Source organism: Pseudomonas sp. Q1 (genome assembly GCF_009935975.1).
GTDB classification, from domain to species: Bacteria; Pseudomonadota; Gammaproteobacteria; order Pseudomonadales; family Pseudomonadaceae; genus Aquipseudomonas; species Aquipseudomonas palleroniana.
In genome coordinates this window covers 284545-306880 of record NZ_QODI01000009.1, presented here as the reverse complement: position 1 = coordinate 306880, position 22336 = coordinate 284545, and the positions used below count along the sequence as shown (strand labels likewise).

Here is a 22336-nt window from a genome sequence, read left to right as displayed (position 1 = left end):
CTTGCTCCCGATGGCGGTGTAACAGTCAACGAATGTGTTAACTGAAACACCGCCATCGGGAGCAAGCCCCCTCCCACATTATTCACTGTAGCCATATATGGACTGTGGCCACTCCAATGGAGTGACTTGTCAGATCCGCACGTTGCCGCGCGGCCCGGCAATTGCCCAGATGATCAGGCCCAATACCGGCAGCAGAAGGATCAACAAGATCCACAACACTTTGGCGCCCGTGCTCGCGCCGCTTTTGAACACGTTGATGATCGCCCAGATATCCAGCGCCAGAATGATCAGGCCGATCAGGCCATTAAAAGTGGAACCCATGGTGTCGCTCCTAAGTGAGGGCATGCACTTGTAGGATAGTCAGCCCTGGCAGGGGTTCCGTTTTATTTCAGACGTGTACGGCAACGCGCAGGGCTTCCAGGGACGGCTCGGCCTTGATCCCCACTTGCGCGCACAGTTCCAGCACCCGTGGCAGGTCGTTGCCGTACACCAGCACCGCCTGGATTTCGTCATCGAGCAATTGGCTGAAATTCATCAGCACGTAACCGCCCTCTTCCTGGCTGAGGGCACTCATCTGGATCTGAATGCGGTTCAGCGCGGTGAGATCGTCGGTCTTGGCCAGTTGCTTGGGTTTGAGGTTGAACGCCACGCCCGGACCGAACGAGGCAACGATCTGCGCAAACAGGTCGCCGTAGGTGTCGGCCTGGAACAGTGCAGTCTCCGGCAAGCTGCCGACCACCACCCACTCACCCAACGGGATAGGAAACGTATCGTCGTAGTTGATATCCGGGTTGGCGGCCAGAAAAGCCACAGGGTCGGCGTAGGCCTGGGCCGCCTCGTTGGCGATGCGCGCCACTTCGTCCTCGCCCATGACGCCGGCGCTGATTTTGCTGATGAGTTCGACGAGGGCGGTTTTCATGGGCGGATCCTGTGGCGGGCGGGTTTTCGAGGGCGCGTAGCCTACACCAGTTTCTGCAACTGCGCCGCCGTATCCACCGCCCCCATGGTCTGCGCCGCCGCCAGCGCGGTCGCGCCCTGGGCATCGACAGCCTTGGGGTCAGCGCCCTGGCCGAGCAGGTAATCGACCATTTCAACGCGATTGAACATCGCCGCCATCATCAACGCCGTGCGGCCGTCCGAGGACGCGGCGTCCACTGGCGTGCCGCCTTCGATCAGCGCCTTGACCACCGGCAGGTTGCCCTTGAACGCTGCGCCGGCGATCGGCAGTTGGTTCTTGTCATTGGCGATCTGCGGGTCAGCCTTGAATTCCAGCAGCACCTTAACCGCCTCGGCATGACCATGGTAGGCCGCGAGCATCAGCAACGTGTCGCCGTTATGGTTGCGAAAGTTGGCCGGCAAGCCTTTCGCCAGCAACGCCGCGAGCATGGCGGCATCGCCTTTGCGGGCCACATCGAAGACCTGTTCGGCAAATTCGGCGGCTTCGTCTTCGGTCATTTGTTTGGCGTGGTCTGACATGCGAGGGCTCCATAAGGGGTGCTGTATAGGGTGCCAGTGTGGCGGCTGAGTTCCTCACGGTCATGGCTTTTTTGTCAAAAGCCCTCATAGGCAGAATCAATAGCGGAACTGGCCACCCTGAATCTGCGCCAGCAATTGCCCGGTCATCGGCACGTAGCAGTCCGAACCCGGCAGCCACGCGTAGACAGGATCATTGCCCGACTTGCCAGGGTCGAAGGCCTCTTCCTTGAGCTTGACCTTCTGGTATTTGAAAGTGCCGGTGGTTTCCATCTGCACCTTGATCCGCAGGAACAACGGTACTGCATAGTGTGGCAACTGGCCGTGGGCGAATTGCAGCAACTCACGCATATCCAATGACGCCAAGGACTCGCTGGGCGTGATCGCGACCATGCCCGCACGGCCATTGGTGTTTTCGATCTCGACGCCGTAGGCCACCACTTCGGCGATCTGCGGGTGCTGCAGCAGCACGTTCTCCACTTCGGTGGTCGACACATTTTCGCCCTTCCAGCGATAGGTATCGCCGAGGCGGTCGACGAATTGCGCATGGCCGAAGCCGATACTGCGCAACAAGTCACCCGTGTTGAAATAGCGGTCACCCTTCTCGAACACGTCGGTGAGCACCACCTTGCGGTTCTTCTCCGGGTCGGTGTAGCCGTCGAAGGGCGACTTTTCATCGATCCTGGCCAGCAGCAACCCCTGCCCGCCCGTTTGCACCTTGCGCATCAAGCCGTCGTGGCCACGCAGCGGCTCGCCCGAGTCGTGGGCGTAGTCCACCAGCGCCCAGTGCTGCAGGCAAAAACCGATGGTATTGTCGAAATTCAAGACATTGGTGAAGCCGATGTTGCCATCACTGGCGGCATAGAGTTCACAGACGTGCTCAACCCCGTAGCGTTGCTTGAACTGCGCCCACACCCCCGGACGCAAACCGTTGCCAACCATCTTGGTCACCCGATTGTCGCGATCTTGCGCGCTGGGCGGCTGGTCGAGCAGGTAACGGCACAGCTCACCGACATAGCCCAGGGTGGTCGCGTTGAATTTGCGCGCATCGTCCCAGAACTGGCTGGCGCTGAATTTGCGGCGAATGGCGAACCCCGACGCCCCGACGATCGCCGAACCCCAGCACACACACAAGCCGGTGCCGTGATACAGCGGCAAGGTGCAATACAGGACGTCGTCCGTGCCCATGTCCAGGGCAATGCTGCCGAAGCTGACGGCGGTTTTGGTCCAGCGCCCGTGTTTCATGATCCCGGCCTTGGGTAAACCGGTGGTCCCGGAGGTGTAGATATAGAAGCAGGGATCGTTGCAGAAGATGTGCCCGGTGCTGTCGGGGTTGTCCACCGAACAGCCGACGCTGGCGGCCATCAGGTCAACATAGCCATCCGGTACCGCGCTCGTGGCTTGATCCGCGACAAACCAGGTCCTGGCCGCTTCGATCGCTACCTGATCACGCACCGCCGTGTGAGCGGCCACCAACTCTGCGCCCACGACGATCGCCACCGGGCTTACCAGGTTCAGGCTGTGCACCAGCGTCGCCTGGGTTTGGGACGTATTGAGCATGGCGCAAACCCCGCCCAGCTTGGCCACGGCCAGCACGGTCAGGAGCAATTCGGGACGGTTTTCGATAAACACGGCAACCACATCACCCTTGGCGACGCCCTGGGCGCGCAGATGGTGCGCAATACGGTTGGCTCGCCGGTTGGTTTCGCTGTAACTGAGCACACTGTCGCCGTACAACAGTGCGGCGCCGTGTGGATTGCGCAGCACCGCCTGTTCGAAATGCCAACCGAGCCCGCAAGGCTGTCGGGGGTCAGTGACATTCGCCGCACGCATGCCCCGCACCACCCGTGGCAGGGCTCGAACGATGGCAGGCACCTTACGCAGCATCATGCCCCAGGTGATCATGTCGTCTTGCTGATGGCTCATGGCGGACGTCCTTTTTCTTATTCTTGGTCTGACCCACAACAACGCTGCTCCTGTAGGCAGGAGCCCAAACGTCTTGCAGGAAAATACGCCAGCGATTCTGTGGGTGTACACGCAGGATTTGAAAAGTTTTGTATCCCGGCCAGGCAAGACACAAAAACGGAATTTTGCGGCGAGCCAGCAGTCATTAACCGTAAGCGCAGTACGAAATGTTCGGCCTCGATAACGCAAAATGCAGGATGCACGATGGCCATTCATGCAAATTGCACGAAACCGAAAATCTAGAAATTTTATAAATCATTGATTTATAAAGACTTTTTAATCATCGCAATACTGGCACAATCACTGCACCTATCACTCCATGCTTGCCCACTTGAGCCAACGGAGCTGATAGACATGAGCCTGATCCAAGACAAATTCGCCTCTGTATTCTCCCAATACGAAGTCACCACTCAGCCGCGTCCCGATGGCGGTATCCTGTTGACCCTGCGCAACAGCGAAGGTAAACAGGTCAAGCGTTCGATTTCCTATCAGCAACTGCACACCGCCGATCAACTGACCTGGGTGATCAGCGCTATTCGCCGTGACCTGGCCGAACAAGCCAGTGAGCTACCGCAGATTTCGATGCTGCAAAGCCAGAACCGCTTTGCCCTGCCGACTTACCATTCGGCATAAACCCCACGTATAAAAAAGGGCCGCGACGCCACCCAGCGTCGCGGCCCTTTTTGCTGTGCGTCAGCATAAGCCCTGGCGGGCGGCTTCGTTCATCGCCTGTACCCGGTTGGTCACGTCCAACTTGCCATAGATGTTGCGCAGGTGGAATTTCACCGTCGCTTCGGAAGTGGCGCGGATCTGGCTGATCTCCCACACCGTCTTACCCTCCGAGGCCCAGCGCAGGATCTCCAGTTCCGCTGGGGTCAAAGGTTTGCCGGACAAACTCATGCGCTTTCTGACCGCCGTCGGCAGGCTGACCAGCGGGTGACCTGACTTGACGGGGCCACTCATTGCTCTCTCCTTTGGTTTACAGAATCCTTGTCACCCTTCGGATTCCTCCTATTGACAGGCGACATAAACATCGAATCTGGAGAGAGTTACATAACGAATGGAATGAAAGCGCAGAACACAAAATAAACAGTCAAACCTTACAAGCAATTAAGCTTGTTCCCACAGCAATTTCAAACTTACCGGGGTTGAACATTCAAATACTGGTGGTTAGTCATCCAACCCTGGAAAAAGACGTGCAAGGGTGTCACCGGTAAAATCAGGCACTTGCCCTTCAACCGTGTTGAACAAGCGCAGCGTCACACAGTGCGGGTTGTCCCCCATGTCGAACCAATGGGGCAGGCCGGCGGGGATCACCAGCAGGTCATTTTTTTCACAGCGCACGCCGTACACGTAGTCGCCAATGTGCAGGCTGAACAGGCCTTGGCCCGCGATGAAGAAACGCGCTTCATCTTCGCTGTAACGGCGCTCGTCAAGGAACTGGGCGCGCAACTCATCCTTCTGTGGGTGGTCACGGGTCACGCTGGCCACCTCTGCGGCCGCATAGCCCAAGGTGTCGATCTGGGGCTGATAGGCCGCGATCATGGCCGTGTCGCTGGCGCCCTTTTCAATGACGCCAGGCTGCCAGCGCTCAAACCGCACGCCGTGTTCAGCCAGGGTCGAGCGGATATCGTCAAAGTGGGTCAGCACCTTGTTCGGGGTATCGGGTGTGGCGACGGGGTAGACGGCTACATAACTCATTGCACGGTTCCTTGGTTCGGCTCTTGCAATCGAAGGCCCATGATAACGGCAGCGGCCAGGGCCGCGACGCTGGCAATACTAAAGGTGAAAGTCGGCCCCAACAGGTTCCAGCTGTAACCGGAGTACAGGGCGCCGACCGCCCCGCCCGTGCCGGCCAAGGCTGCGTACAATGCCTGGCCCTGGCCTTGCTGGCGGTCGCCGAAGCTGCGTTGCACAAAGGCAATCGCCGCGGCATGAAAACTGCCGAACGTGGCGGCGTGCATCACTTGCGCCAGCAACAGCACCCAGAAAAACTCAGCCAGTGTCCCCAGCAGCAACCAGCGCAGCGCTGCCAACAGGAAACTGGCCAGCAGCACCCGGCGTACCGAAAAGCGCGCGAGGATGCGGCTCATGGCCAGGAACATCAGTACTTCGGCGACCACCCCCATCGCCCACAGCAGGCCGATCACACCTCGGCTGTAGCCCAAGTGTTCAAGGTGCAGCGTGAGGAAGGTGTAATACGGCCCGTGGCTCATTTGCATCAAGGCCACGCAGAGATAAAACGCCAGCACCCCGGGACTGCGCAATTGCCTGAGAAACCCGTCACCGGCCAGGCGGTTGCCCTGGGCGGCTGGCTGCGCGTTGGGCACCCACAGGCTGGCGCCGATGATGCCGGCCATGATCACCACGACCACCACCGGGTAAATATCCAGGCTCAGCCAGTCGAACAGGCGCCCCATGATGACCACGGTCAAGATGAAGCCGATGGAGCCCCACAGGCGGATCTGACTGTAACGCGAGGTCTGTTTTTGCAGGTGGGCCAGGGTGATCACTTCAAACTGCGGCAGTACCGCGTGCCAGAAGAACGCATGCAGCGCCATCACCATGGCCAGCCAGGCGTAGGTCTTGCTGACGAATATCAGTGAAAAGCTCGCCAGGGTGCACACCGCGCCAAACCGCACGATGGCCAGCCGCCGGCCACTGTAGTCGCCGAGCCAGCCCCACAGGTTCGGCGCCACGCAGCGCATCAACATGGGGATGGCCACCAATTCGCCGATCCGTGCGCTGGGGAACCCCAGGTGATCGAAGTACAACGCCAGGAATGGCGCCGTTGCCCCAAGCAGGGCGAAATAGAACAGGTAGAAGCTGGAGAGGCGCCAGTATGGGAGGACGGGACTCATGCGTAGGGCTGCTTCGCGGCCCAGCGCGAGCAAGCTCGCTCGCCACAGGAAGCTCGCTCAACAGCACTGGACGTCACAGCTGGCCCAGCACCGGGGTACTCACCTGTACATCGGCGTTCTGCCCACGATTGCGCAGCAGGTGGTCCATCAGCACGATGGCCATCATCGCCTCGGCGATCGGTGTGGCGCGGATACCCACGCACGGGTCATGACGGCCCTTGGTGATCACGTCCACCGGGTTGCCGTGCACGTCGATCGAACGGCCAGGCGTGGTGATGCTCGATGTGGCCTTGAGCGCCAGGTGCGCAACAATCGGCTGGCCGGAAGAAATACCGCCCAGGATGCCGCCTGCGTTGTTGCTCAGGAAACCTTGCGGCGTCAGTTCATCACGATGCTCGGTGCCGCGCTGGGATACGCAGGCGAAACCGGCGCCGATTTCCACGCCCTTCACCGCGTTGATGCTCATCAGGGCGTGGGCCAGCTCAGCGTCCAGGCGGTCGAAGATCGGCTCGCCCAGGCCCGGCTTGACGCCCTCGGCGACCACGGTGATCCGGGCGCCGACGGAGTCCTGATCGCGGCGCAACTGGTCCATGTAGGCTTCCAGTTCCGGCACCTTGTCCGGGTCGGGGCTGAAGAAGGCGTTGTCTTCAACGCTGTCCCAGGTCTTGAACGGGATTTCGATCGGGCCCAGTTGGCTCATGTAGCCACGGATGACGATGCCCTGGGTGGCCAGGTATTTCTTGGCGATGGCACCGGCCGCCACGCGCATTGCGGTTTCGCGGGCCGAGCTGCGGCCACCGCCGCGGTAGTCGCGTTCGCCGTATTTGTGATGGTAGGTGTAGTCGGCGTGGGCCGGGCGGAACAGATCCTTGATCGCCGAGTAGTCCTTGGACTTCTGGTCGGTGTTGCGGATCAACAGGCCGATGGCGCAACCGGTGGTGCGGCCTTCGAAGACGCCGGAAAGGATTTCGACTTCGTCGGGCTCTTGACGCTGGGTGGTGTGACGGCTGGTGCCGGGCTTGCGACGGTCCAGGTCACGCTGCAAGTCCTCCAGGGACAGCTCGAGGCCAGGCGGGCAGCCGTCGACAATGGCGACCAACGCCGGACCATGGCTTTCGCCCGCGGTGGTGACAGTGAACAGCTTGCCGAAGGTATTGCCGGACATGCAGGGCGCTCCGTGAAATCAGTTGAATCAAGTCAACCGTAATAACTTAAGGCGGCCAGTATACGCAGGCTATCGGACTAGTTCATCCTCGAAACCTTACCGGTAGACGTTGGTCCAACCGGCACCTTCCTGATAATGGCGCGATGATGCTACGAGTTTTGCTTTTGACCCTCACCCTGTTTTCCAGCCTTGGCTTCGCCGCCTCCCCTGTCGTGCTGCAACGGCCTATCAGCCTGGACACCGGCAGCGGCGAGTTATTCGGTTCGCTCCTGCTGCCCAAATCCGACAAGCCGGTGCCGGTGGTACTGATCATCGCCGGCTCCGGCCCCACTGACCGCAACGGCAACAGCGCCGACGGCGCACGCAACGACAGCCTCAAGCGCCTGGCCTGGGTGCTGGCCCGCAATAACATTGCCAGCGTGCGCTACGACAAGCGCGGGGTGGCCGCCAGCCTCGCCGCAACCCCGGACGAGCGCAACCTGACCCTCGACGCCTATGTGGCCGACGCCGTGGCCTGGGGCAAGCTGCTCAAGCACGACACCCGCCTGGGCCCGCTGATCGTGCTGGGCCATAGCGAAGGCGCGCTGGTGGCCGCCCTCGCCGCGCCGCAACTTGACCCGGCGGGCGTCATTTCCCTCTCCGGCAGCGCCCGGCCGGTAGACCAGGTGATTCGCCAGCAACTGGCCGACCATCTACCTCCGGCCCTGCTGCTGCGCAGTAATGAGATCCTCGATCACCTCAAGGCCGGTCAAGTGGATGCCGATGTGCCTCGCCCGCTGGAAGGTATTTTCCGACCCAGCGTGCAGCCTTACCTGATCAGCCTGTTCCGCGCCGATCCTTCGGCCGCGTTCGCCAGATTGAAGATGCCGGCGCTGATCATCCAGGGCACCCACGACATTCAGGTCGGCGTCGCCGATGCCCAACTGTTGAAAAAAGCCAAGCCGGACGCGCAACTCACGGTAATCGAGGGGATGAACCACGTGATGCGCATCATCCCCAAGGATGTGAAGGAACAACTGGAGTCCTACAACGACCCGCAACTGCCCCTCGCGGCCGAGCTGGGCCAGCGCATCGTGCGCTTTATCGACGGACTTGGGCCCCGTTAAGCGACTATTTGCCTCCAGTCCTGAAGAACGCGGCCGATAAGCCCAGAGTCGACAGTAAAAAGACTGCCGACTCGCAAGGCTTGGACAGGATCGCACCGCATGACAACCACCGAAGCTACACCAGAACCTACCGCCGACACCCCGGCTGAAAAAACCGAGGCCGTCGAGGCGGCGGCGCTGCCGTGGGCGGACGTACAGGCCGAACATTTCAAGATGCTGCGCCTGGCGCCGCTGACCACGGACCGCGCGACCGGCGCACGGCCCTTGCGCTTTGTGCAGTTCGGTTATGCCGAGCGCCACGACAAACATCGCAGCCTGTTGCGCATGGTCATCCAGTTGCCGGCGCAACGCGTGCGCCGTGAGCAGAACCACCTGGATATCTGGGTCGATCACGATACCCACCGCGTGCACTTCGGCCCGGGCAACAGCCTGGAAATCGAACCGGCCAACCGTGGCCTCGGCCGTTTCCTGGTCGCCCAGGGCGCGGCATGGGCCAAAAAGAAGTGGTCACACTACCGCGTCGACGGCGTGGACCTGGCCAACAAAGACGCCCTGAATGAAGCCACGCGCCTGCGCCGTGATCATTTCCTGCGCATCCAGGGTTTTGACGTGGCCTACGCCGACGTACAGCACCTCAAAGGCAACGTGCAGCCGGGCAAAGTCAGCGAAGTGCTCGACAGCTGGAACACCGAGAAGGTGCAGTTCGTCGAGATTCTCGAGGCCGCACAGATGCTGCAACAGGCCGAGCACAACCTGGCCGAGCATGAAGTGAAGTTGCGCAAGGAAGAGGAAAAGGTCACCAAGTTCAAGCGTGAGGACAGCGGGTTGCGCTTCACCATCACTTGCCTGGTTGCGTTTACCGTGTTTCAGGCGGGCTTGCTGATCTGGATTGCCACGCACCGCTGACAGCGGGATGAAATGCAATAAACAGTGGGAGGGGGCTTTCCCCCTCCCACATTGATCGGGTTCACACTGACCGGCTTAGACCCTGGCAGCAAACACTGCCTGATGCGCCCGGCACTGTTCTGCCGTGAGCATGAATACGCCGTGGCCACCGCGCTGGAAATCCAGCCAGGCGAAGTCCACTTCCGGGTACAACGCCTCGACGTGCACCTGGCTGTTGCCGACCTCGACGATCAGCAAGCCCTTCTCGGTCAAGTGGTCCGCCGCCTCGGCCAGCATGCGCCGCACCAGGTTCAAGCCATCATCACCGCAAGCCAGGCCCAGCTCCGGCTCGTGCTGGTATTCCTCCGGCATGTCGGCAAAATCTTCAGCATCCACATACGGTGGGTTGGACACGATCAGGTCGAACCGCTGACCCGGCAGGCCGTCAAAACCATCCCCTTGCACGGTGTAGACACGCTCATCGACGCCATGGCGCTCGATGTTCTGGTTGGCGACTTCCAATGCCTCAAAAGACAAGTCGGCCAACACCACCTCGGCCTCCTGGAATTCATAAGCACAAGCAATACCAATGCAGCCGGAGCCCGTACACAGGTCGAGAATGCGCGCCGGTGGCTGGGCTAACCAGGGTTCGAAGCGGTTTTCGATCAGTTCGCCGATCGGCGAGCGCGGGATCAACACGCGCTCGTCGACGATAAACGACAGGCCACAGAACCAAGCCTCTTTCAGCAGGTAAGCCGTGGGTAGACGCTCGTGGATGCGGCGATGCAACAAACGCTGCACATGGGAGATTTCCTCTTCTTCGAGGTTGCAGTCCAGGTAGCTGTCGGCAATTTCCCAGGGCAGGTGCAAGGCGCCGAGCACCAATTGCCGGGCTTCGTCCCAGGCATTGTCGGTGCCATGACCGAAAAACAGATCTTCCCCATGGAAACGGCTGACAGCCCAACGGATATGGTCGCGCAAAGTGCGCAGGCGGGATGTAATCACGGGGCAGACTCCTGGAAAAAACGACTGGCGATTCTAACAGCCTTCGCCTGTCCCTTCGATGTACGAAAACACCTCACCACCCGTCGGATTTCATCCCATTTGCCATCATTGGACTCAACAAGCCACCCTCTTGACATCGCTGCACGTCAACAACGGCGTACCTTACGATGGTAGCGATTCACAGAACCGCTCAGCCAGTGGACAATGTCACAAAAGCCCCCCTCACAGGAGCCCCAGAATGTCCGTTCCAAAGACGATGTTTCAACTCAGCGGTCGTGGTTATGCAGCAGCCAACCTGAATCATGCGACCCTCGTGATCATCGACGCCCAAAAGGAATACCTCAGCGGTCCGCTTGCCCTCTCCGGCATGGATGCAGCCGTCAGTCATATCAAGCAACTGGTGTCATCAGCCCGCAACGCCGGGCGCCCGATCGTGCATGTGCGCCACCTGGGTACAGTCGGCGGCCTCTTTGACCCGCAAGGCGAGCGCGGCGAATTCATTCCGGGCCTGGAACCGCTCGGTGACGAAACCGTTATCGGCAAGCTGTTGCCCAGCGCCTTCCACGGGACCGGCCTGGAAAAACACCTGCAGGACCTCGGCTCCCTGGACTTGATCGTCTGCGGTTTCATGAGCCACTCCAGCGTCAGCACCACCGTGCGCGCCGCCAAGAACCTGGGCTTTCGCTGCACCCTGGTGGAAGACGCCTGCGCCACCCGCGACCTGCCTTACAAAGGTGGCGTCCTGAGTGCCGAGCACGTGCAACAGACCGAAATGGCCATCATGGCCGACAACTTTGCGACCTTGGCGTTGACCAAAGATCTGATCTGATCGACATCTGATGAGCGGCGTGGCGTATTAATCGCCCCGCTCATCCGCAATGCCCTCTCATTTGGCGCATTTACCTCTCTCCCAGGAACAAGTTGTGTATCTTCCGGTCGAAGGGCCGATACCCTGGAGGAAAGGTCGGAATGAAGATATCCGATGGTTTTGATGCTCGTCGCTTGCGCCCCAAGGGCCCGAGCAACTGGCGTCTGCGCCTGGTCGCCGGCTTTGCCGCGCTCTTGGCGATAGTAGGTCTGCTGTTGGCCGGCGCTGGTGGTGCCGGTTTGTCGGGGCACTCACCCGCCCTGGGTGAGCTGAATACCAGCCCTGGCGGTTCGGCCATTTTGTTGGTCACCGGCCTGTTGGTGCTGTGGTTGGGCGTGTGGTTGTGGCGTCGCAGCCGTCGACGGATGCGCCAACCCTTGTCTCTGAACATCGCTGCACACCTGATGAAAAAGCACGACTGATGGCGCTTGGATAGCGTTTCCTGCGCCCTGGCCGCCGCGATTTAGGTAAACTGCCCGCCCTTCGCGGAGGCCGACATGCAAGACGACGATTTTTCCCTGTTCAAAAACGAGCTGCGCGGCGTCAAGCCGATCAAGCACGACCGCGCCGACACCGGCAAACCCAAGACCGACCGGGCGCAGATTGCCAAGTTGCGCCAGGCCGCGACCGTGCGCACCGATGCCACTACCGTCGACGGTCTGTCTGACCAGTTCGTGATCGATGTCGGCCCCGAAGACGAGTTGATGTGGGCCCGCGACGGCGTGCAGGAAAGCCAGATGCGCAAGCTCAAGGTCGGGCAGATCCCGTTCGAAGGCAGCCTTGACCTGCACGGCATGAACGTCGAAAAAGCCCGCGAAACCCTCTGGGCCTTCCTGGCCGAAGCGACGAAATTCGAAATCCGTTGCGTGCGCGTCACCCACGGCAAGGCGGTGCGGCTCGACGGCAAGCGTCCGATGATCAAGAGCCACGTCAACACCTGGCTGCGCCAGCACCCCCAGGTACTCGGTTTTACCTCATGCCAGGCCCGCCACGGCGGCGCCGGCGCGGTGTATGTAATGCTCAAGCGCACCATGATGGAAGGGCGCGACGAGTAACCGGAATAAGGCGAAAACCCTGAGTTGTCCGTTTTTCGTAGCGGCCGGATAACGTGAAAGGCCGCACATTTACGAAAATCGAATATTGAAGCTCAAAAATTGACCAAATAGTATTTCGCTCCAACCGAGCGCTCACCTTATGGATATCGTCCTGCACCCGCTCGGTGCCCAGGTTTGTGCGGACGATTAAACATTGAGGTTTGCCATGCGTCTTTCCAAGCTCGCTCCATCCGCAGCACTGCTGAGTCTGATCTGCCTCCCCATCCATGCCGCTGACTTGACCGCACTGACGGGCGCGCTCTCGTCTGCTCTGGGTGGAGCAAACTCCAACAGCAACACCAACAACGCCAGTATCGCCTCCTGCCAGCAACAGATCCGCGACCTGCAGGCAAACCTCAACGCGGCGAATGCCAAGGGCGATACGTTGCGCGCCAGCGCGTTTCAAGCCGCGCTGACGCAGACAAACAAAACCTGCAGCAATACCGGCTATAACGCCCAAGCCCAAGTGAACACCGACCCACAGCGACAGCAAAACGTGAATAAGGCCGCCGATGCGATCAATGCCATCGGCGGCCTTTTCAAGTAAGCCCTGAGTCATCTGAAAAGCCCGCGATTGCGGGCTTTTTTTCAACTGCAAACTGGCTGGTCACGAGCAGCAGGTGCGTCACGCTACCGCACCGAAAAACGGGCATCCGGACGCATGCAGAAGGGGTTTTCGGACCGACAAACCCTGCACGCGGCGCTCGTCGCATTGAAGGGCAATACAACTGCCGCCACACTTACGCTACCATGTGCCCAATGGCAGGTATGAACCAACGCTTGATTGGTAAACATTTTTGGTACAGGCAGAAACCGTACCCTTCTAGAACCCATACGGAATAAAGCTCTGTGACATTGGAACAGAATTACACCGCGATCCTCGGCCAGCTCGGCGAGGACGTTTCCCGCGAGGGCCTGCTCGACACGCCAAAGCGTGCCGCCAAGGCGATGCAGTACCTTTGCCGCGGCTATGAACAGACCCTGGAAGAAGTCACCAACGGTGCCTTGTTCAGCTCTGACAACAGCGAAATGGTGCTGGTCAAGGACATCGAGTTGTACTCGCTGTGCGAACACCACCTGTTGCCGTTTATCGGCAAGGCCCATGTTGCCTACATCCCGAGCGGCAAAGTGCTGGGCCTGTCGAAGGTCGCGCGGATTGTCGACATGTATGCGCGTCGCCTGCAGATCCAGGAAAACCTCAGCCGCCAGATCGCCGATGCCGTGTTGCAAGTCACAGGCGCCCTGGGCGTGGCGGTGGTGATCGAGGCCAAGCACATGTGCATGATGATGCGCGGTGTGGAGAAACAGAATTCGTCGATGATCACTTCGGTGATGCTCGGTGAATTCCGCGAAAACGCGGCCACCCGCAGCGAATTCCTCAGCCTGATCAAATAACAGGTAGGGTAAGAAAAAACCGGCATTCATCGCCGGTTTTTTTTCGCCCGCAAAATTCAGGTAAGCTGCGGCCCCTTCTGTATCGGGCAAGAGGTTTAAGCCATGTTCGTCAAAGCACTTCGAGTGGGCCTCGGCCACGTCATCATCGCGGGTGACTTGCTTACCCGTCCGCGCAAAAAGCAGCGCCCTGCCGAACAACAGGCCAAGGTCAACGCCGCCGCCAAGGACCTGACCCTGTATCAGTTCCATGCCTGCCCGTTCTGCGTGAAAACCCGTCGCACCCTGCACCGCCTGAATGTACCGGTGGCGTTGAAGGACGCGAAGAATAACGAGCACGACCGCCAGACCCTGCTGGAACAAGGGGGCAAGATCAAAGTGCCGTGCCTGCGCATTGAAGAAAACGGCGAGACCACCTGGATGTATGACTCCAAGGTGATCATCGATTACCTGGACAAGCGTTTCGCCGCGATCTGACTGACCGATACCGATCAAATAGTGGGAGAGGGCTTGCCCTAACGCCAGTCAGTTAAGGCTTAGCGCTGTCACTGTGGGAGGGGGCTTGCTCCCGATGGCGGTGTGTCAGTCACGGTTTCTGAACCTGACACACCGCTATCGGGAGCAAGCCCCCTCCCACAGTTTATCCATCGCCCGCTCTATCGCTTACTTGCCCCCTCCCACAGTCAGCGTGTCGCCAAATCCAGATCCAATAACGCCGAACCCAGGCACTTGCCATGCGCATCCAGCGCCAGCGAACGGGTGACGCCACCGCGCAGAATCCCGGGCAACACGAAGTTCAGCGCCTGCACGTTCGGCAATTCATAACGGCGTACCGGCGCTGCACCCGGCTCGCGCAGACCGGCAAAATACTCGGCCACGCGTTCGGCTGTCAGCTGTTCACATAGCCATGGGTAGTCTTCGGCGCGGTAGGCAATGATCGAGATATTCGACGTATCGCCTTTATCCCCGGTGCGGGAATGGGCCAAGGTATGCAACTTCATGCCTGGATCCTCGGGTTGACCACACTACGCGGCACCATCAACGATGCCACCGCCACTACCTGGCGTACGCTCTTGCTCGCACCGCCGCCGCCTGACGGGCCGTTGGTGTAGAGGGTTTCCACTTCATTGCCGACCCGCACCGCCTCGTCGCGATCTTCGCAACGGGCAGCGACGCGCAGGCGGACTTCCCAGGGTTCGACGCTGCTGCGCGGGCCGTGCAGTGAATCCATGCCGATCAGTTCGGCGCGCACGTCCTGCATCTTCACGCCCGCCCACTCAAGGCGTTTGAGCACGATATCCCGGGCCAACTGCGCCCGTGCGACCGCACCCGGCCCGCCGTAGGACATCTGCCCCTCGCCAATCCAACCGTCCAGATAACCGACGCTGACCTTCAACTGCTCGGGCCGTGCATGTCCAGCGGCACCCTGGGCGCGAACGCGATCAATCCCCTCCTCCACGAACGCCACCCGAGAGAAGTCCGCCGTCACGTCCGGGGTCAAGTACGCCGCCGGGTCATGCACTTCGTAGATCAATTGTTCGGTACAGGTGGCGCGGCTGACCCGCCCGCCGGAACCTGAGACTTTGGTAATCACCGCCTCCCCCTCGGCATCCACCTCGGCCAAGGGAAACCCCAGACGGGCGAGGTCTGCCACATCCTTCACACCGGGGTCGGCAAAATACCCACCACTGACCTGCCCCGCGCACTCCAGCAAATGCCCCACCAGCGTGCCGCGCCCCAAGCGCTGCCAATCATCCGCCGCCCAGCCGAACTCAAACATCTGCGGCGCCAGAAACAACGAAGGGTCAGCCACGCGCCCGGTAATCACCACGTCGGCATCCGCGTGCAGCGCCTGCAAAATAGCCTCGACCCCCAAGTAGGCATTTGCCGAAATCAGCCGCTTGCCCAAGGAGCCCAGGGTCTGGCCGTTATCCAGCCGTTGTTCGGGCCGCAGGGTCGCCAAGACATCGTCGCCGATTGCAGCCACTACCCTGAGGTTCAACCCCAGTTCATCGACCATTCGCCGCACTTCAATCGCCGCCGCGACCGGGTTGGCTGCGCCCATGTTGGTGATCACCCGCAGGCGACGACGCCCCGCGTACCGCCCCACAAATGGCAACACACGGCGCATGCGCTCACTCAACAACGGGTCATAACCGCCCTGCGGGTCGCTGATGCGTGCCTGCTGCGCCAGCGCAATGGTGCGTTCAGCCAGGCATTCGAACACCAGGTAGTCCAGGTCACCCTGTTCGGCCAGTTCCACGGCAGGTTCGATACGGTCACCGGAATAGCCGGCGCCGGAACCGATGCGCAAGGTTTTCATCTCAAATCACTCCCAGGAGCAACGCGGTCAGGGTCATCAACACCGACGCGGCAAACAGAAAAGGGATGGTAAAGCGCTGGTGATCGGCCAGTTCGATCTTGCATAAGCCCACCAGCAGGAAGGTCGCCGGGGTCAGCGGGCTGACCGGGAAGCCGGTGGTGTGTACCCCCAGCAACGAAGCCTGGGCCACTTGCAGTGGGTCGACACCCAGTGCCTTGCCGACTTCGGCGATCACCGGCATTACGCCGAAATAGTAGGAATCGGGGTCAAACAGCAGGCTCAACGGCATGGAGATAAAACCCACCACCGCCGGGATCAGCTTGCCGTGGCCCGCAGGAATCTGCGCCACCGCCACCTCGGCCATCGCCTTGAGCATGCCGGTGCCCTGCATGATGCCGGTGAACACGCCGGCGGCGAGCAGGATACTGGCCATGGTCAGCGCGGTCTTGGCGTGGGCGTCGATGCGCGCACGCTGGGCGTCCACGTTCGGGTAGTTGATGCACAGCGCCACCACGGTGCCGAGCATGAACATCACCACCGGATCGACCCAGCCGGCAATCATCACCACCATCACCAGCACGGTGAGAATCAGGTTGGCCCAGAACAGCCGCGGGCGGCGCAGCTGGATATCCGCGTCACTGAGCACCCGCTGCGGCACCGCATCCACCGTCGAGCCGGCGCCCAGGCCCAGGCGCTTTTCCTCACGCCGGCCCAGCCACCAGGCACACGCGAAGACAAATACCAGGCCGACGACCTGCACCGGAATCAGCGGCTGGAATAAGTCCGCCACCGGCACATGCAGCGCGGCTGACGAGCGCAGTACCGGCCCGGTCCACGGCAGGAAGTTGACCCCGGCCGCCATGGCACATACACAGGCCAGGATGCGCTTGTCGATGCCCAGCCGCGTATACAGCGGCAGCATCGCCGGCACCGTGACCAGAAAGGTCACCGCGCCGGAGCCATCCAGATGCACGAGCAGCGCCAGGGTCGCGGTGCCTACAACAATTCGCGTAGGACGCGTCCCTACCGTACGCAGGATGCGATCAATGATGGGGTCGAGCATGCCGGCATCGGTCATGATCCCGAAAAACAGGATGGCAAAGACAAACATGCCCACCACCGGGGCGACGTTCTTGATACCGGTGATGATGAAGGCGCTGGTTTGCAGGCCGAACCCGCCGAGCAGCGCGGCGATGATCGGCAAGGCGATCAGGGCCACCAGCGGTGAGAGGCGTTTGCTCATGACGGCAGCGAGCAGGCACAGGATGGTAATGACACCCAGGGTTGCGAGCATGGGGGACTCCAGAGCGGCCTGGTTGGCCGGTTATTGTTTTCCCTGGAGTATTGGAAGCGGGTTAGTCTTTGTAAATTGGAATATTCACCGACCATCGTTCGGAAAAACAAAATGAAGCAATCCCAATGAAGAATTCAATCCAACACATCCAGGCTTTCCTTGCCGTGGCCCGCACCGGCAGTTTCACCAAGGCGGCCAACGAGCTGCACCTGTCACCTTCGGCCCTGACCGTGCAGGTGCAACAACTGGAGGACTGGCTCGGCGTCGCCCTGCTCGACCGCAGCCCGCGCCACGTCAGCATCACCGCCGCTGGCCGGGACGCGCGCGGCCCCATGGAAAAACTGCTGCTGGACCTGGACAACATCGTCACCGGCTCGCGCGATCTGGCGGCCCTGCGCCGAGGCGTGGTCACCATCGCCGCCCTGCCTTCGGTGTGTGCCGGTGCCCTGCCGCCGGCGTTGCGGCTGTTTCGCGAGCGTTTTGCCGGGATTGAAGTACGCCTGCAGGACTTGGTGGCCCATCGCATTCACGCGCAGGTGCGTGCAGGTGAAGTGGACTTCGGGATTGGCGTACGCGCAAGGCTCAGCCATGGCCTGGACTTCGTACCGGTGCTCAATGACCGCCTGTGTGCCTTCGTGCCGGTGGATCATCCCCTCACCCGCCATCGCCAACTGACCCTGGAGCAACTGGCGGACCAGCCGATCATCCTGACCGGCCGAGACAGCAGCGTGCGCGAGCAAGTGGATGAGCTATTCGATCAAACACGCTTGACGATGAATGCCGGCATGGAAGCCAACTACATGTCGACAGTGCTGGCACTGGTACGCCAAGGGCTGGGGATCAGCGTACTGCCGGAGTCGGCGGCGGACAGCCTGGAAGGCCTGAGCCGTATCCGTATCGATCATCCCGGGGTGAGCCGGGAGATCGGCTTGATCAGACGTAGCGGCCTGGGCTTGAGCCCGGCTGCGCAACGCTGTTTTGACCTGCTGGGCGAACAACTCGCTCCCTAGCGCCACGCCCGGCAACGCGATGCTGGTGAGTCACTGCCCGCACGCCGCAATCGCGCACCTCAGCCCAGCATCGGCACATGCCTGGGATGGCTGGCAACGCGAGCCAACCAGGCCTGCACCCCCGGATAAGCGCCCAGGTCAAAACCACCTTCATGGGCCACATGGGTGTAGGCATACAAGGCTACGTCGGCAATCGAGAACTGCTCTCCCACCAGATACGGCGTGAGTTGCAGTTGACGCTCCATGACTCTGAGCGCCTTGTAGCCGCCCTTGTGCAGCTTCTGGTATTCCTCCAGGCGCTCTTGCGGCAGGCCCAGGTAAAACTGGATAAACCGCGCCACGGCAATGTACGGCTCATGGCTGTACTGCTCGAAGAACTGCCATTGCAGCACCTGGGTGCGCAGGCGCGGTTCGGAGGGCAGGAACTCGCTGCCATCGGCCAGGAAGTTGAGGATCGCATTGGATTCCCACAGGCAGGTGCCGTCTTCCAGTTCCAATACCGGAATCTTGCCATTCGGGTTCTTGGCCAGGAATTCGGCGGTCTGGGTGTCGCCGTTGAGGATATCGACATCGACCCATTGGTACGCAATGCCCAGTAGGTTGAGCATCAACTTGATCTTGTAGCAGTTGCCCGACTTGTAATCGCCATAAACCTTGTACATGGGGCTCCCCTTATGCCGCTTGCGCGTGCTGTGCTTGACGGACCACCGCGGCCAGGCGCTTGAGACCTTCGTCCAGGCGGGCCGGGTCAATATGGCTGAAATTGAGTCGCAACGAGCCCGGATGCTGATCCGGCTCGGAAAAGAACGGTTCACCGGGCATGAACGCGACGCCCTGCGCCAATGCTTGCGCCAACAAGGTGCGGGTATCGAGGGGTTGTTTCAAGGTCAGCCAGAAGAATAATCCGCCCTGGGGCACTTGCCAGTCGGCCAGTTCGTTGAAATGACGCACCAACGCGGCCTGGAATGCGTCGCGGCGCTCACGGTAAAAACTGCGTAACTGCACCAGGTGCTGCTGGTATTTTTCGGTGCCGATCCATTGCATCGCCTGCCACTGGCCGACGCGATTGGTATGCAGGTCCGCTGACTGCTTGAGCTTGAGCAGGTGCGGGAACAAATCCGGGCTGGCGATCAGATAACCCACGCGCAGGCCGGGCAACAGTGTCTTGGAAACCGTGCCGGTGTAGATCCAGCTGGCTTTTTTCAGGCGCCCGACGATGGGCTGTGCGCTGCCGCCATCAAAGGTCAGTTCGCGGTAGGGCTCGTCTTCGATCAGGGTCACACCGAACTCATCGAGCAAGGCGGCTACGGCTTCGCGCTTGGCCTCGCTGTAACGCACGGCCGACGGGTTTTGAAAGGTCGGGATCAGATAGATGAACGCCGGTTGATGGTGTTCAAGGCTGGCGCGCAATTGCGCCAGGTTGGGGCCGTCGGCTTCCAGTGGCACGGTGAGGCAGTCGGCGCCGAACAGTTGGAAGATCTGCAGCGCGGCCAGGTAGGTCGGGCCTTCCAGCATAATCGGCGTGCCCTTGTCGACATACAGCTTGGCCGCCAGGTCCAGGGTTTGCTGGGACCCGCTGACCACCAGCACCTGGCTGGCCTGGCACGCCACGCCCAACGCACGGGCCTCGGCCGCCAGCAATTCGCGCAGCGCAGGCTCGCCTTCGCTCATGCCGTATTGGCCCATGTTCAGCGGCATATCGTCCCAATTCAACGCGGGCAACATCGCTTCGGCAGGCAGGCCACCGGCGAAGGACATCACCTCCGGGCGCTGGGCCGCCGCGAGGATTTCACGGATCAAGGAGCTTTTGAGGCGCGTAACACGTTCAGAGAAGGCCATAAGGTCACCGCTAGCGAAGCCTGTGGGAAATACGTCAAACTGGTTGACCGAAATTACGACGACTTGCACGGATACGTCAATATGCTTGACCTTAAAAACCCCACCGCCCAGCAAGCGGCCATGGAAGCGTTCTTCTTCGGCTACCAGGCCTTTACCGCCAAGGCCGACGAGATGCTCGGACGCCGCGGCCTGAGCCGTGTGCATCAGCGCATCGTGTTTTTTATCGCACGCTACCCGGCAATCAGCGTGAAACAACTGCTGGAATTGCTCGGCGTGAGCAAACAGGCGCTGAACATGCCCCTGCGCCAATTGCAGGAAATGCACCTGGTCAATAGCGTTGCGTCCGAGACCGACAAGCGCAAACGCCTGCTGGAACTGACCGAAGAAGGCCAGCGTTTCGAGCAGTCATTGCGCCGTGAGCAAGTGAAGTTGTTGCAACGCGCCTTCAACGAAGCCGGGGAAGAGGCTGTGACGGGCTGGCTGGCGGTGAATCAGGCACTGAGTGCGGCGAATTAGCCTTTCATCATCTTTTGCGCAGCTGATCGAAAACATTATTTGCTTTATTTGTATACAAAAGCATAATCCTCTGCGTGCGAGTTCCTGACCTATTGGTCAACAAAACCCGCCAGTACCTCAAAGCGCTGTTGCCCACATTCGTGACCGGCGCGGGAAATAACAATAAAACTCTTGAGGAGTACTCGCTGTGGATAGCCGCAAATCCGAAGCCCCTACGCTGGAAATCGCCCCGCCTGGCAACAGTTGGCTGGAACGCCTGTTCAAACTCAGCTTGCATGGCACCACAGTGAAGACCGAACTGATCGCCGGCCTCACCACCTTCATCACCATGGCTTACATCATCTTCGTCAACCCGAACATCATGGCCGACGCCGGTATCGATCACGGCGCGGCATTCGTCGCCACCTGCATAGCCGCCGCGCTGGGTTGCCTGTTGATGGGCCTGTACGCCAACTGGCCCGTGGGTCTGGCGCCGGGCATGGGCTTGAATGCGTTTTTCACCTACACCGTGGTCGGCACCATGGGCTACCACTGGGAAACCGCGTTGGGTGCCGTGTTTATTTCCGGCGTGCTGTTCATGGGCCTGACATTGTCCCGCGTGCGCGAATGGCTGCTCAACAGCATCCCGGTCAGCCTGCGTCATGCCATGGGCGCGGGCGTGGGCCTGTTCCTCGGGGTGATTGGCTTGAAAACCGCCGGCATCATCGTCGACAGCCCCGCCACGCTGATCAAGCTCGGCTCGCTGCACGAACCGGCACCGTTGCTGGCGGCCGTGTGTTTCCTGCTGATTGCCATCCTCAGCTACCACCGCGTGTTCGGTGCGATCCTCATCAGCATCATCGCCGTGACCCTGGCCGGTTGGGGCCTGGGCCTGGTGCACTACAACGGTATTCTCTCCACGCCGCCGAGCCTGGCACCGACCTGGATGGCCATGGATGTGAAGGGTGTATTCAATGTCAGCATGATCAGCGTGGTATTCGCTTTTCTTTTTGTACACATGTTCGACACCGCAGGTACACTGATGGGCGTCGCGCAGCGCGCCGGGCTGGTCAATGCCGATGGCAAGATCGATAACCTGTCCCGCGCGCTGAAGGCCGACAGTGCTTCCAGCGTGTTCGGTGCCATGGTCGGCGTGCCGCCAGTGACGAGCTACGTGGAAAGCGCTGCCGGTGTCGCCGCCGGCGGCCGCACTGGGTTGACGGCAGTGACGGTGGGCGTGCTGTTTGTGGCGGCGATGTTTTTTGCGCCGCTGGCCGGGATGATTCCGGCCTACGCCACGGCCGGTGCGCTGATCTACGTGGCAATGCTGATGATGGCGAGCATGGCGCATATCCATTGGGATGAAGCCACCGACAGCATTCCAGCCATTGTCACTGCGATCATGATGCCCCTGACGTTCTCGGTCGCCGACGGTATCGCCCTGGGCTTTATCACCTATGTGGCGCTCAAGGCAGGCACCGGCAAGTACCGCGAAATTTCCGTGAGCCTGTGGGTGCTGTGCGCGATCTTTATCGCCAAATTCATATTTCTATAAAAAGGG

26 protein-coding genes are annotated in these 22336 nt (G+C 60.6%); 12 read left to right on the top strand and 14 right to left on the bottom strand.

Features of this window, described 5'->3' with window-relative positions; genetic code table 11:
- Positions 1-129: 129 nt before the first annotated feature.
- The 4 genes from DK870_RS16715 to DK870_RS16700 form a co-directional block, all read right to left on the bottom strand.
- Positions 130-321: a PLDc N-terminal domain-containing protein gene (locus DK870_RS16715; RefSeq protein WP_003172956.1), complete on the bottom strand. Its 192-nt coding sequence runs from the start codon at positions 319-321 to the stop codon at positions 130-132.
- A gap of 67 nt (positions 322-388) precedes the next feature.
- On the bottom strand, positions 389-919 hold the full coding sequence (locus DK870_RS16710; protein WP_060755944.1) for a hypothetical protein: 531 nt from the start codon (positions 917-919) through the stop codon (positions 389-391).
- Between the two features lie 41 nt (positions 920-960).
- A complete protein-coding gene (locus DK870_RS16705) occupies positions 961-1476 on the bottom strand; it encodes an ankyrin repeat domain-containing protein (protein WP_060755945.1) in 516 nt (171 codons plus the stop codon).
- 96 nt (positions 1477-1572) lie between these two features.
- Positions 1573-3399: a long-chain-acyl-CoA synthetase gene (locus DK870_RS16700; RefSeq protein ID WP_161549162.1), complete on the bottom strand. Its 1827-nt coding sequence runs from the start codon at positions 3397-3399 to the stop codon at positions 1573-1575.
- A 393-nt stretch (positions 3400-3792) separates the two neighbouring features.
- Between DK870_RS16700 and DK870_RS16695 the strand changes: the two genes are divergently transcribed.
- A complete protein-coding gene (locus DK870_RS16695; protein WP_060755947.1) occupies positions 3793-4071 on the top strand; it encodes a DUF3509 domain-containing protein in 279 nt (92 codons plus the stop codon).
- Positions 4072-4131: 60 nt separating this feature from the next.
- Here DK870_RS16695 and DK870_RS16690 read toward each other — a convergent pair whose 3' ends face one another.
- The 4 genes from DK870_RS16690 to aroC form a co-directional block, all read right to left on the bottom strand.
- Positions 4132-4401: a response regulator transcription factor gene (locus DK870_RS16690; RefSeq protein WP_104994383.1), complete on the bottom strand. Its 270-nt coding sequence runs from the start codon at positions 4399-4401 to the stop codon at positions 4132-4134.
- 207 nt (positions 4402-4608) lie between these two features.
- A complete protein-coding gene (locus tag DK870_RS16685) occupies positions 4609-5139 on the bottom strand; it encodes an acireductone dioxygenase (RefSeq protein WP_090369628.1) in 531 nt (176 codons plus the stop codon).
- Entirely contained in the window at positions 5136-6299 is a 1164-nt protein-coding gene (locus DK870_RS16680; protein WP_104994384.1) for an MFS transporter, read from the bottom strand. Before DK870_RS16680 ends, DK870_RS16685 begins: the two co-directional genes overlap by 4 nt.
- A 73-nt stretch (positions 6300-6372) precedes the next feature.
- Positions 6373-7464 (bottom strand): chorismate synthase, encoded by a 1092-nt coding sequence (aroC, locus tag DK870_RS16675; protein ID WP_060755951.1) that lies wholly within the window; start codon positions 7462-7464, stop codon positions 6373-6375.
- A gap of 143 nt (positions 7465-7607) precedes the next feature.
- Between aroC and DK870_RS16670 the strand changes: the two genes are divergently transcribed.
- Both DK870_RS16670 and DK870_RS16665 read left to right on the top strand, forming a co-directional pair.
- Positions 7608-8570 (top strand): alpha/beta hydrolase, encoded by a 963-nt coding sequence (locus DK870_RS16670; RefSeq protein ID WP_104994385.1) that lies wholly within the window; start codon positions 7608-7610, stop codon positions 8568-8570.
- A gap of 99 nt (positions 8571-8669) precedes the next feature.
- Positions 8670-9476 carry a hypothetical protein gene (locus DK870_RS16665; protein ID WP_060755953.1) on the top strand — a complete coding sequence of 269 codons (807 nt, stop codon included), beginning with the start codon at positions 8670-8672 and terminating at the stop codon, positions 9474-9476.
- Positions 9477-9551: 75 nt separating this feature from the next.
- On the opposite strand, the gene prmB is transcribed toward DK870_RS16665, so the two are convergent.
- Positions 9552-10460: a 50S ribosomal protein L3 N(5)-glutamine methyltransferase gene (gene prmB / locus DK870_RS16660; protein WP_060755954.1), complete on the bottom strand. Its 909-nt coding sequence runs from the start codon at positions 10458-10460 to the stop codon at positions 9552-9554.
- Between the two features lie 238 nt (positions 10461-10698).
- Between prmB and DK870_RS16655 the strand changes: the two genes are divergently transcribed.
- The 6 genes from DK870_RS16655 to DK870_RS16630 all read left to right on the top strand — a co-directional run bounded on the left by DK870_RS16655 (position 10699) and on the right by DK870_RS16630 (position 14291).
- Positions 10699-11289, top strand: coding sequence for a cysteine hydrolase family protein (locus DK870_RS16655; RefSeq protein ID WP_060755955.1), 591 nt, complete (start codon positions 10699-10701; stop codon positions 11287-11289).
- 140 nt (positions 11290-11429) lie between these two features.
- Entirely contained in the window at positions 11430-11750 is a 321-nt protein-coding gene (locus DK870_RS16650; protein WP_060755956.1) for a hypothetical protein, read from the top strand.
- A gap of 75 nt (positions 11751-11825) precedes the next feature.
- Positions 11826-12383 carry a Smr/MutS family protein gene (locus DK870_RS16645; RefSeq protein ID WP_090369615.1) on the top strand — a complete coding sequence of 186 codons (558 nt, stop codon included), beginning with the start codon at positions 11826-11828 and terminating at the stop codon, positions 12381-12383.
- A gap of 205 nt (positions 12384-12588) precedes the next feature.
- Positions 12589-12969 (top strand): DUF1090 family protein, encoded by a 381-nt coding sequence (locus tag DK870_RS16640; protein WP_161549161.1) that lies wholly within the window; start codon positions 12589-12591, stop codon positions 12967-12969.
- A 302-nt stretch (positions 12970-13271) separates the two neighbouring features.
- Positions 13272-13817, top strand: coding sequence for a GTP cyclohydrolase I FolE (folE, locus tag DK870_RS16635; protein WP_003175229.1), 546 nt, complete (start codon positions 13272-13274; stop codon positions 13815-13817).
- 102 nt (positions 13818-13919) lie between these two features.
- Complete coding sequence (locus DK870_RS16630; RefSeq protein ID WP_060755959.1) at positions 13920-14291, top strand: glutathione S-transferase N-terminal domain-containing protein; 372 nt, start codon at positions 13920-13922, stop codon at positions 14289-14291.
- 206 nt (positions 14292-14497) lie between these two features.
- On the opposite strand, the gene DK870_RS16625 is transcribed toward DK870_RS16630, so the two are convergent.
- From DK870_RS16625 to DK870_RS16615, 3 genes are read right to left on the bottom strand one after another with little or no spacing between them, the layout of a single operon-like run.
- Positions 14498-14815: a hypothetical protein gene (locus DK870_RS16625; RefSeq protein WP_060755960.1), complete on the bottom strand. Its 318-nt coding sequence runs from the start codon at positions 14813-14815 to the stop codon at positions 14498-14500.
- Positions 14812-16137: an acyclic terpene utilization AtuA family protein gene (locus DK870_RS16620; RefSeq protein ID WP_161549160.1), complete on the bottom strand. Its 1326-nt coding sequence runs from the start codon at positions 16135-16137 to the stop codon at positions 14812-14814. The genes DK870_RS16625 and DK870_RS16620 overlap by 4 nt, the downstream gene beginning before the upstream one ends.
- Before the next feature lies 1 nt (position 16138).
- Complete coding sequence (locus DK870_RS16615) at positions 16139-17431, bottom strand: CitMHS family transporter (protein ID WP_060755962.1); 1293 nt, start codon at positions 17429-17431, stop codon at positions 16139-16141.
- Positions 17432-17556: 125 nt separating this feature from the next.
- On the opposite strand from DK870_RS16615, the gene DK870_RS16610 reads away from it, so the two are divergent.
- Complete coding sequence (locus DK870_RS16610; RefSeq protein WP_090369611.1) at positions 17557-18441, top strand: LysR family transcriptional regulator; 885 nt, start codon at positions 17557-17559, stop codon at positions 18439-18441.
- A 59-nt stretch (positions 18442-18500) separates the two neighbouring features.
- Here DK870_RS16610 and DK870_RS16605 read toward each other — a convergent pair whose 3' ends face one another.
- Both DK870_RS16605 and DK870_RS16600 read right to left on the bottom strand, forming a co-directional pair.
- On the bottom strand, positions 18501-19103 hold the full coding sequence (locus DK870_RS16605; RefSeq protein WP_090369609.1) for a glutathione S-transferase family protein: 603 nt from the start codon (positions 19101-19103) through the stop codon (positions 18501-18503).
- A 10-nt stretch (positions 19104-19113) separates the two neighbouring features.
- Complete coding sequence (locus DK870_RS16600; protein ID WP_161549159.1) at positions 19114-20280, bottom strand: PLP-dependent aminotransferase family protein; 1167 nt, start codon at positions 20278-20280, stop codon at positions 19114-19116.
- A gap of 81 nt (positions 20281-20361) precedes the next feature.
- On the opposite strand from DK870_RS16600, the gene DK870_RS16595 reads away from it, so the two are divergent.
- Together DK870_RS16595 and DK870_RS16590 are read left to right on the top strand one after the other, a co-directional pair.
- On the top strand, positions 20362-20796 hold the full coding sequence (locus DK870_RS16595; RefSeq protein WP_126855259.1) for a MarR family winged helix-turn-helix transcriptional regulator: 435 nt from the start codon (positions 20362-20364) through the stop codon (positions 20794-20796).
- A gap of 187 nt (positions 20797-20983) precedes the next feature.
- Positions 20984-22330, top strand: coding sequence for an NCS2 family permease (locus DK870_RS16590; RefSeq protein ID WP_060755967.1), 1347 nt, complete (start codon positions 20984-20986; stop codon positions 22328-22330).
- Positions 22331-22336 lie beyond the last annotated feature (6 nt).

What these genes read in the sequence shown, in the direction of transcription:
- DK870_RS16715 (WP_003172956.1), bottom strand. Translation starts at nt 321, where the DNA reads ATGGGTTCCACTTTTAATGGCCTGATCGGCCTGATCATTCTGGCGCTG.
- DK870_RS16710 (WP_060755944.1), bottom strand. Translation starts at nt 919, where the DNA reads ATGAAAACCGCCCTCGTCGAACTCATCAGCAAAATCAGCGCCGGCGTC.
- DK870_RS16705 (WP_060755945.1), bottom strand. Translation starts at nt 1,476, where the DNA reads ATGTCAGACCACGCCAAACAAATGACCGAAGACGAAGCCGCCGAATTT.
- DK870_RS16700 (WP_161549162.1), bottom strand. Translation starts at nt 3,399, where the DNA reads ATGAGCCATCAGCAAGACGACATGATCACCTGGGGCATGATGCTGCGT.
- DK870_RS16695 (WP_060755947.1), top strand. Translation starts at nt 3,793, where the DNA reads ATGAGCCTGATCCAAGACAAATTCGCCTCTGTATTCTCCCAATACGAA.
- DK870_RS16690 (WP_104994383.1), bottom strand. Translation starts at nt 4,401, where the DNA reads ATGAGTGGCCCCGTCAAGTCAGGTCACCCGCTGGTCAGCCTGCCGACG.
- DK870_RS16685 (WP_090369628.1), bottom strand. Translation starts at nt 5,139, where the DNA reads ATGAGTTATGTAGCCGTCTACCCCGTCGCCACACCCGATACCCCGAAC.
- DK870_RS16680 (WP_104994384.1), bottom strand. Translation starts at nt 6,299, where the DNA reads ATGAGTCCCGTCCTCCCATACTGGCGCCTCTCCAGCTTCTACCTGTTC.
- aroC (WP_060755951.1), bottom strand. Translation starts at nt 7,464, where the DNA reads ATGTCCGGCAATACCTTCGGCAAGCTGTTCACTGTCACCACCGCGGGC.
- DK870_RS16670 (WP_104994385.1), top strand. Translation starts at nt 7,608, where the DNA reads ATGATGCTACGAGTTTTGCTTTTGACCCTCACCCTGTTTTCCAGCCTT.
- DK870_RS16665 (WP_060755953.1), top strand. Translation starts at nt 8,670, where the DNA reads ATGACAACCACCGAAGCTACACCAGAACCTACCGCCGACACCCCGGCT.
- DK870_RS16655 (WP_060755955.1), top strand. Translation starts at nt 10,699, where the DNA reads ATGTCCGTTCCAAAGACGATGTTTCAACTCAGCGGTCGTGGTTATGCA.
- DK870_RS16650 (WP_060755956.1), top strand. Translation starts at nt 11,430, where the DNA reads ATGAAGATATCCGATGGTTTTGATGCTCGTCGCTTGCGCCCCAAGGGC.
- DK870_RS16645 (WP_090369615.1), top strand. Translation starts at nt 11,826, where the DNA reads ATGCAAGACGACGATTTTTCCCTGTTCAAAAACGAGCTGCGCGGCGTC.
- DK870_RS16640 (WP_161549161.1), top strand. Translation starts at nt 12,589, where the DNA reads ATGCGTCTTTCCAAGCTCGCTCCATCCGCAGCACTGCTGAGTCTGATC.
- DK870_RS16630 (WP_060755959.1), top strand. Translation starts at nt 13,920, where the DNA reads ATGTTCGTCAAAGCACTTCGAGTGGGCCTCGGCCACGTCATCATCGCG.
- DK870_RS16625 (WP_060755960.1), bottom strand. Translation starts at nt 14,815, where the DNA reads ATGAAGTTGCATACCTTGGCCCATTCCCGCACCGGGGATAAAGGCGAT.
- DK870_RS16620 (WP_161549160.1), bottom strand. Translation starts at nt 16,137, where the DNA reads ATGAAAACCTTGCGCATCGGTTCCGGCGCCGGCTATTCCGGTGACCGT.
- DK870_RS16615 (WP_060755962.1), bottom strand. Translation starts at nt 17,431, where the DNA reads ATGCTCGCAACCCTGGGTGTCATTACCATCCTGTGCCTGCTCGCTGCC.
- DK870_RS16610 (WP_090369611.1), top strand. Translation starts at nt 17,557, where the DNA reads ATGAAGAATTCAATCCAACACATCCAGGCTTTCCTTGCCGTGGCCCGC.
- DK870_RS16605 (WP_090369609.1), bottom strand. Translation starts at nt 19,103, where the DNA reads ATGTACAAGGTTTATGGCGATTACAAGTCGGGCAACTGCTACAAGATC.
- DK870_RS16600 (WP_161549159.1), bottom strand. Translation starts at nt 20,280, where the DNA reads ATGGCCTTCTCTGAACGTGTTACGCGCCTCAAAAGCTCCTTGATCCGT.
- DK870_RS16595 (WP_126855259.1), top strand. Translation starts at nt 20,362, where the DNA reads ATGCTTGACCTTAAAAACCCCACCGCCCAGCAAGCGGCCATGGAAGCG.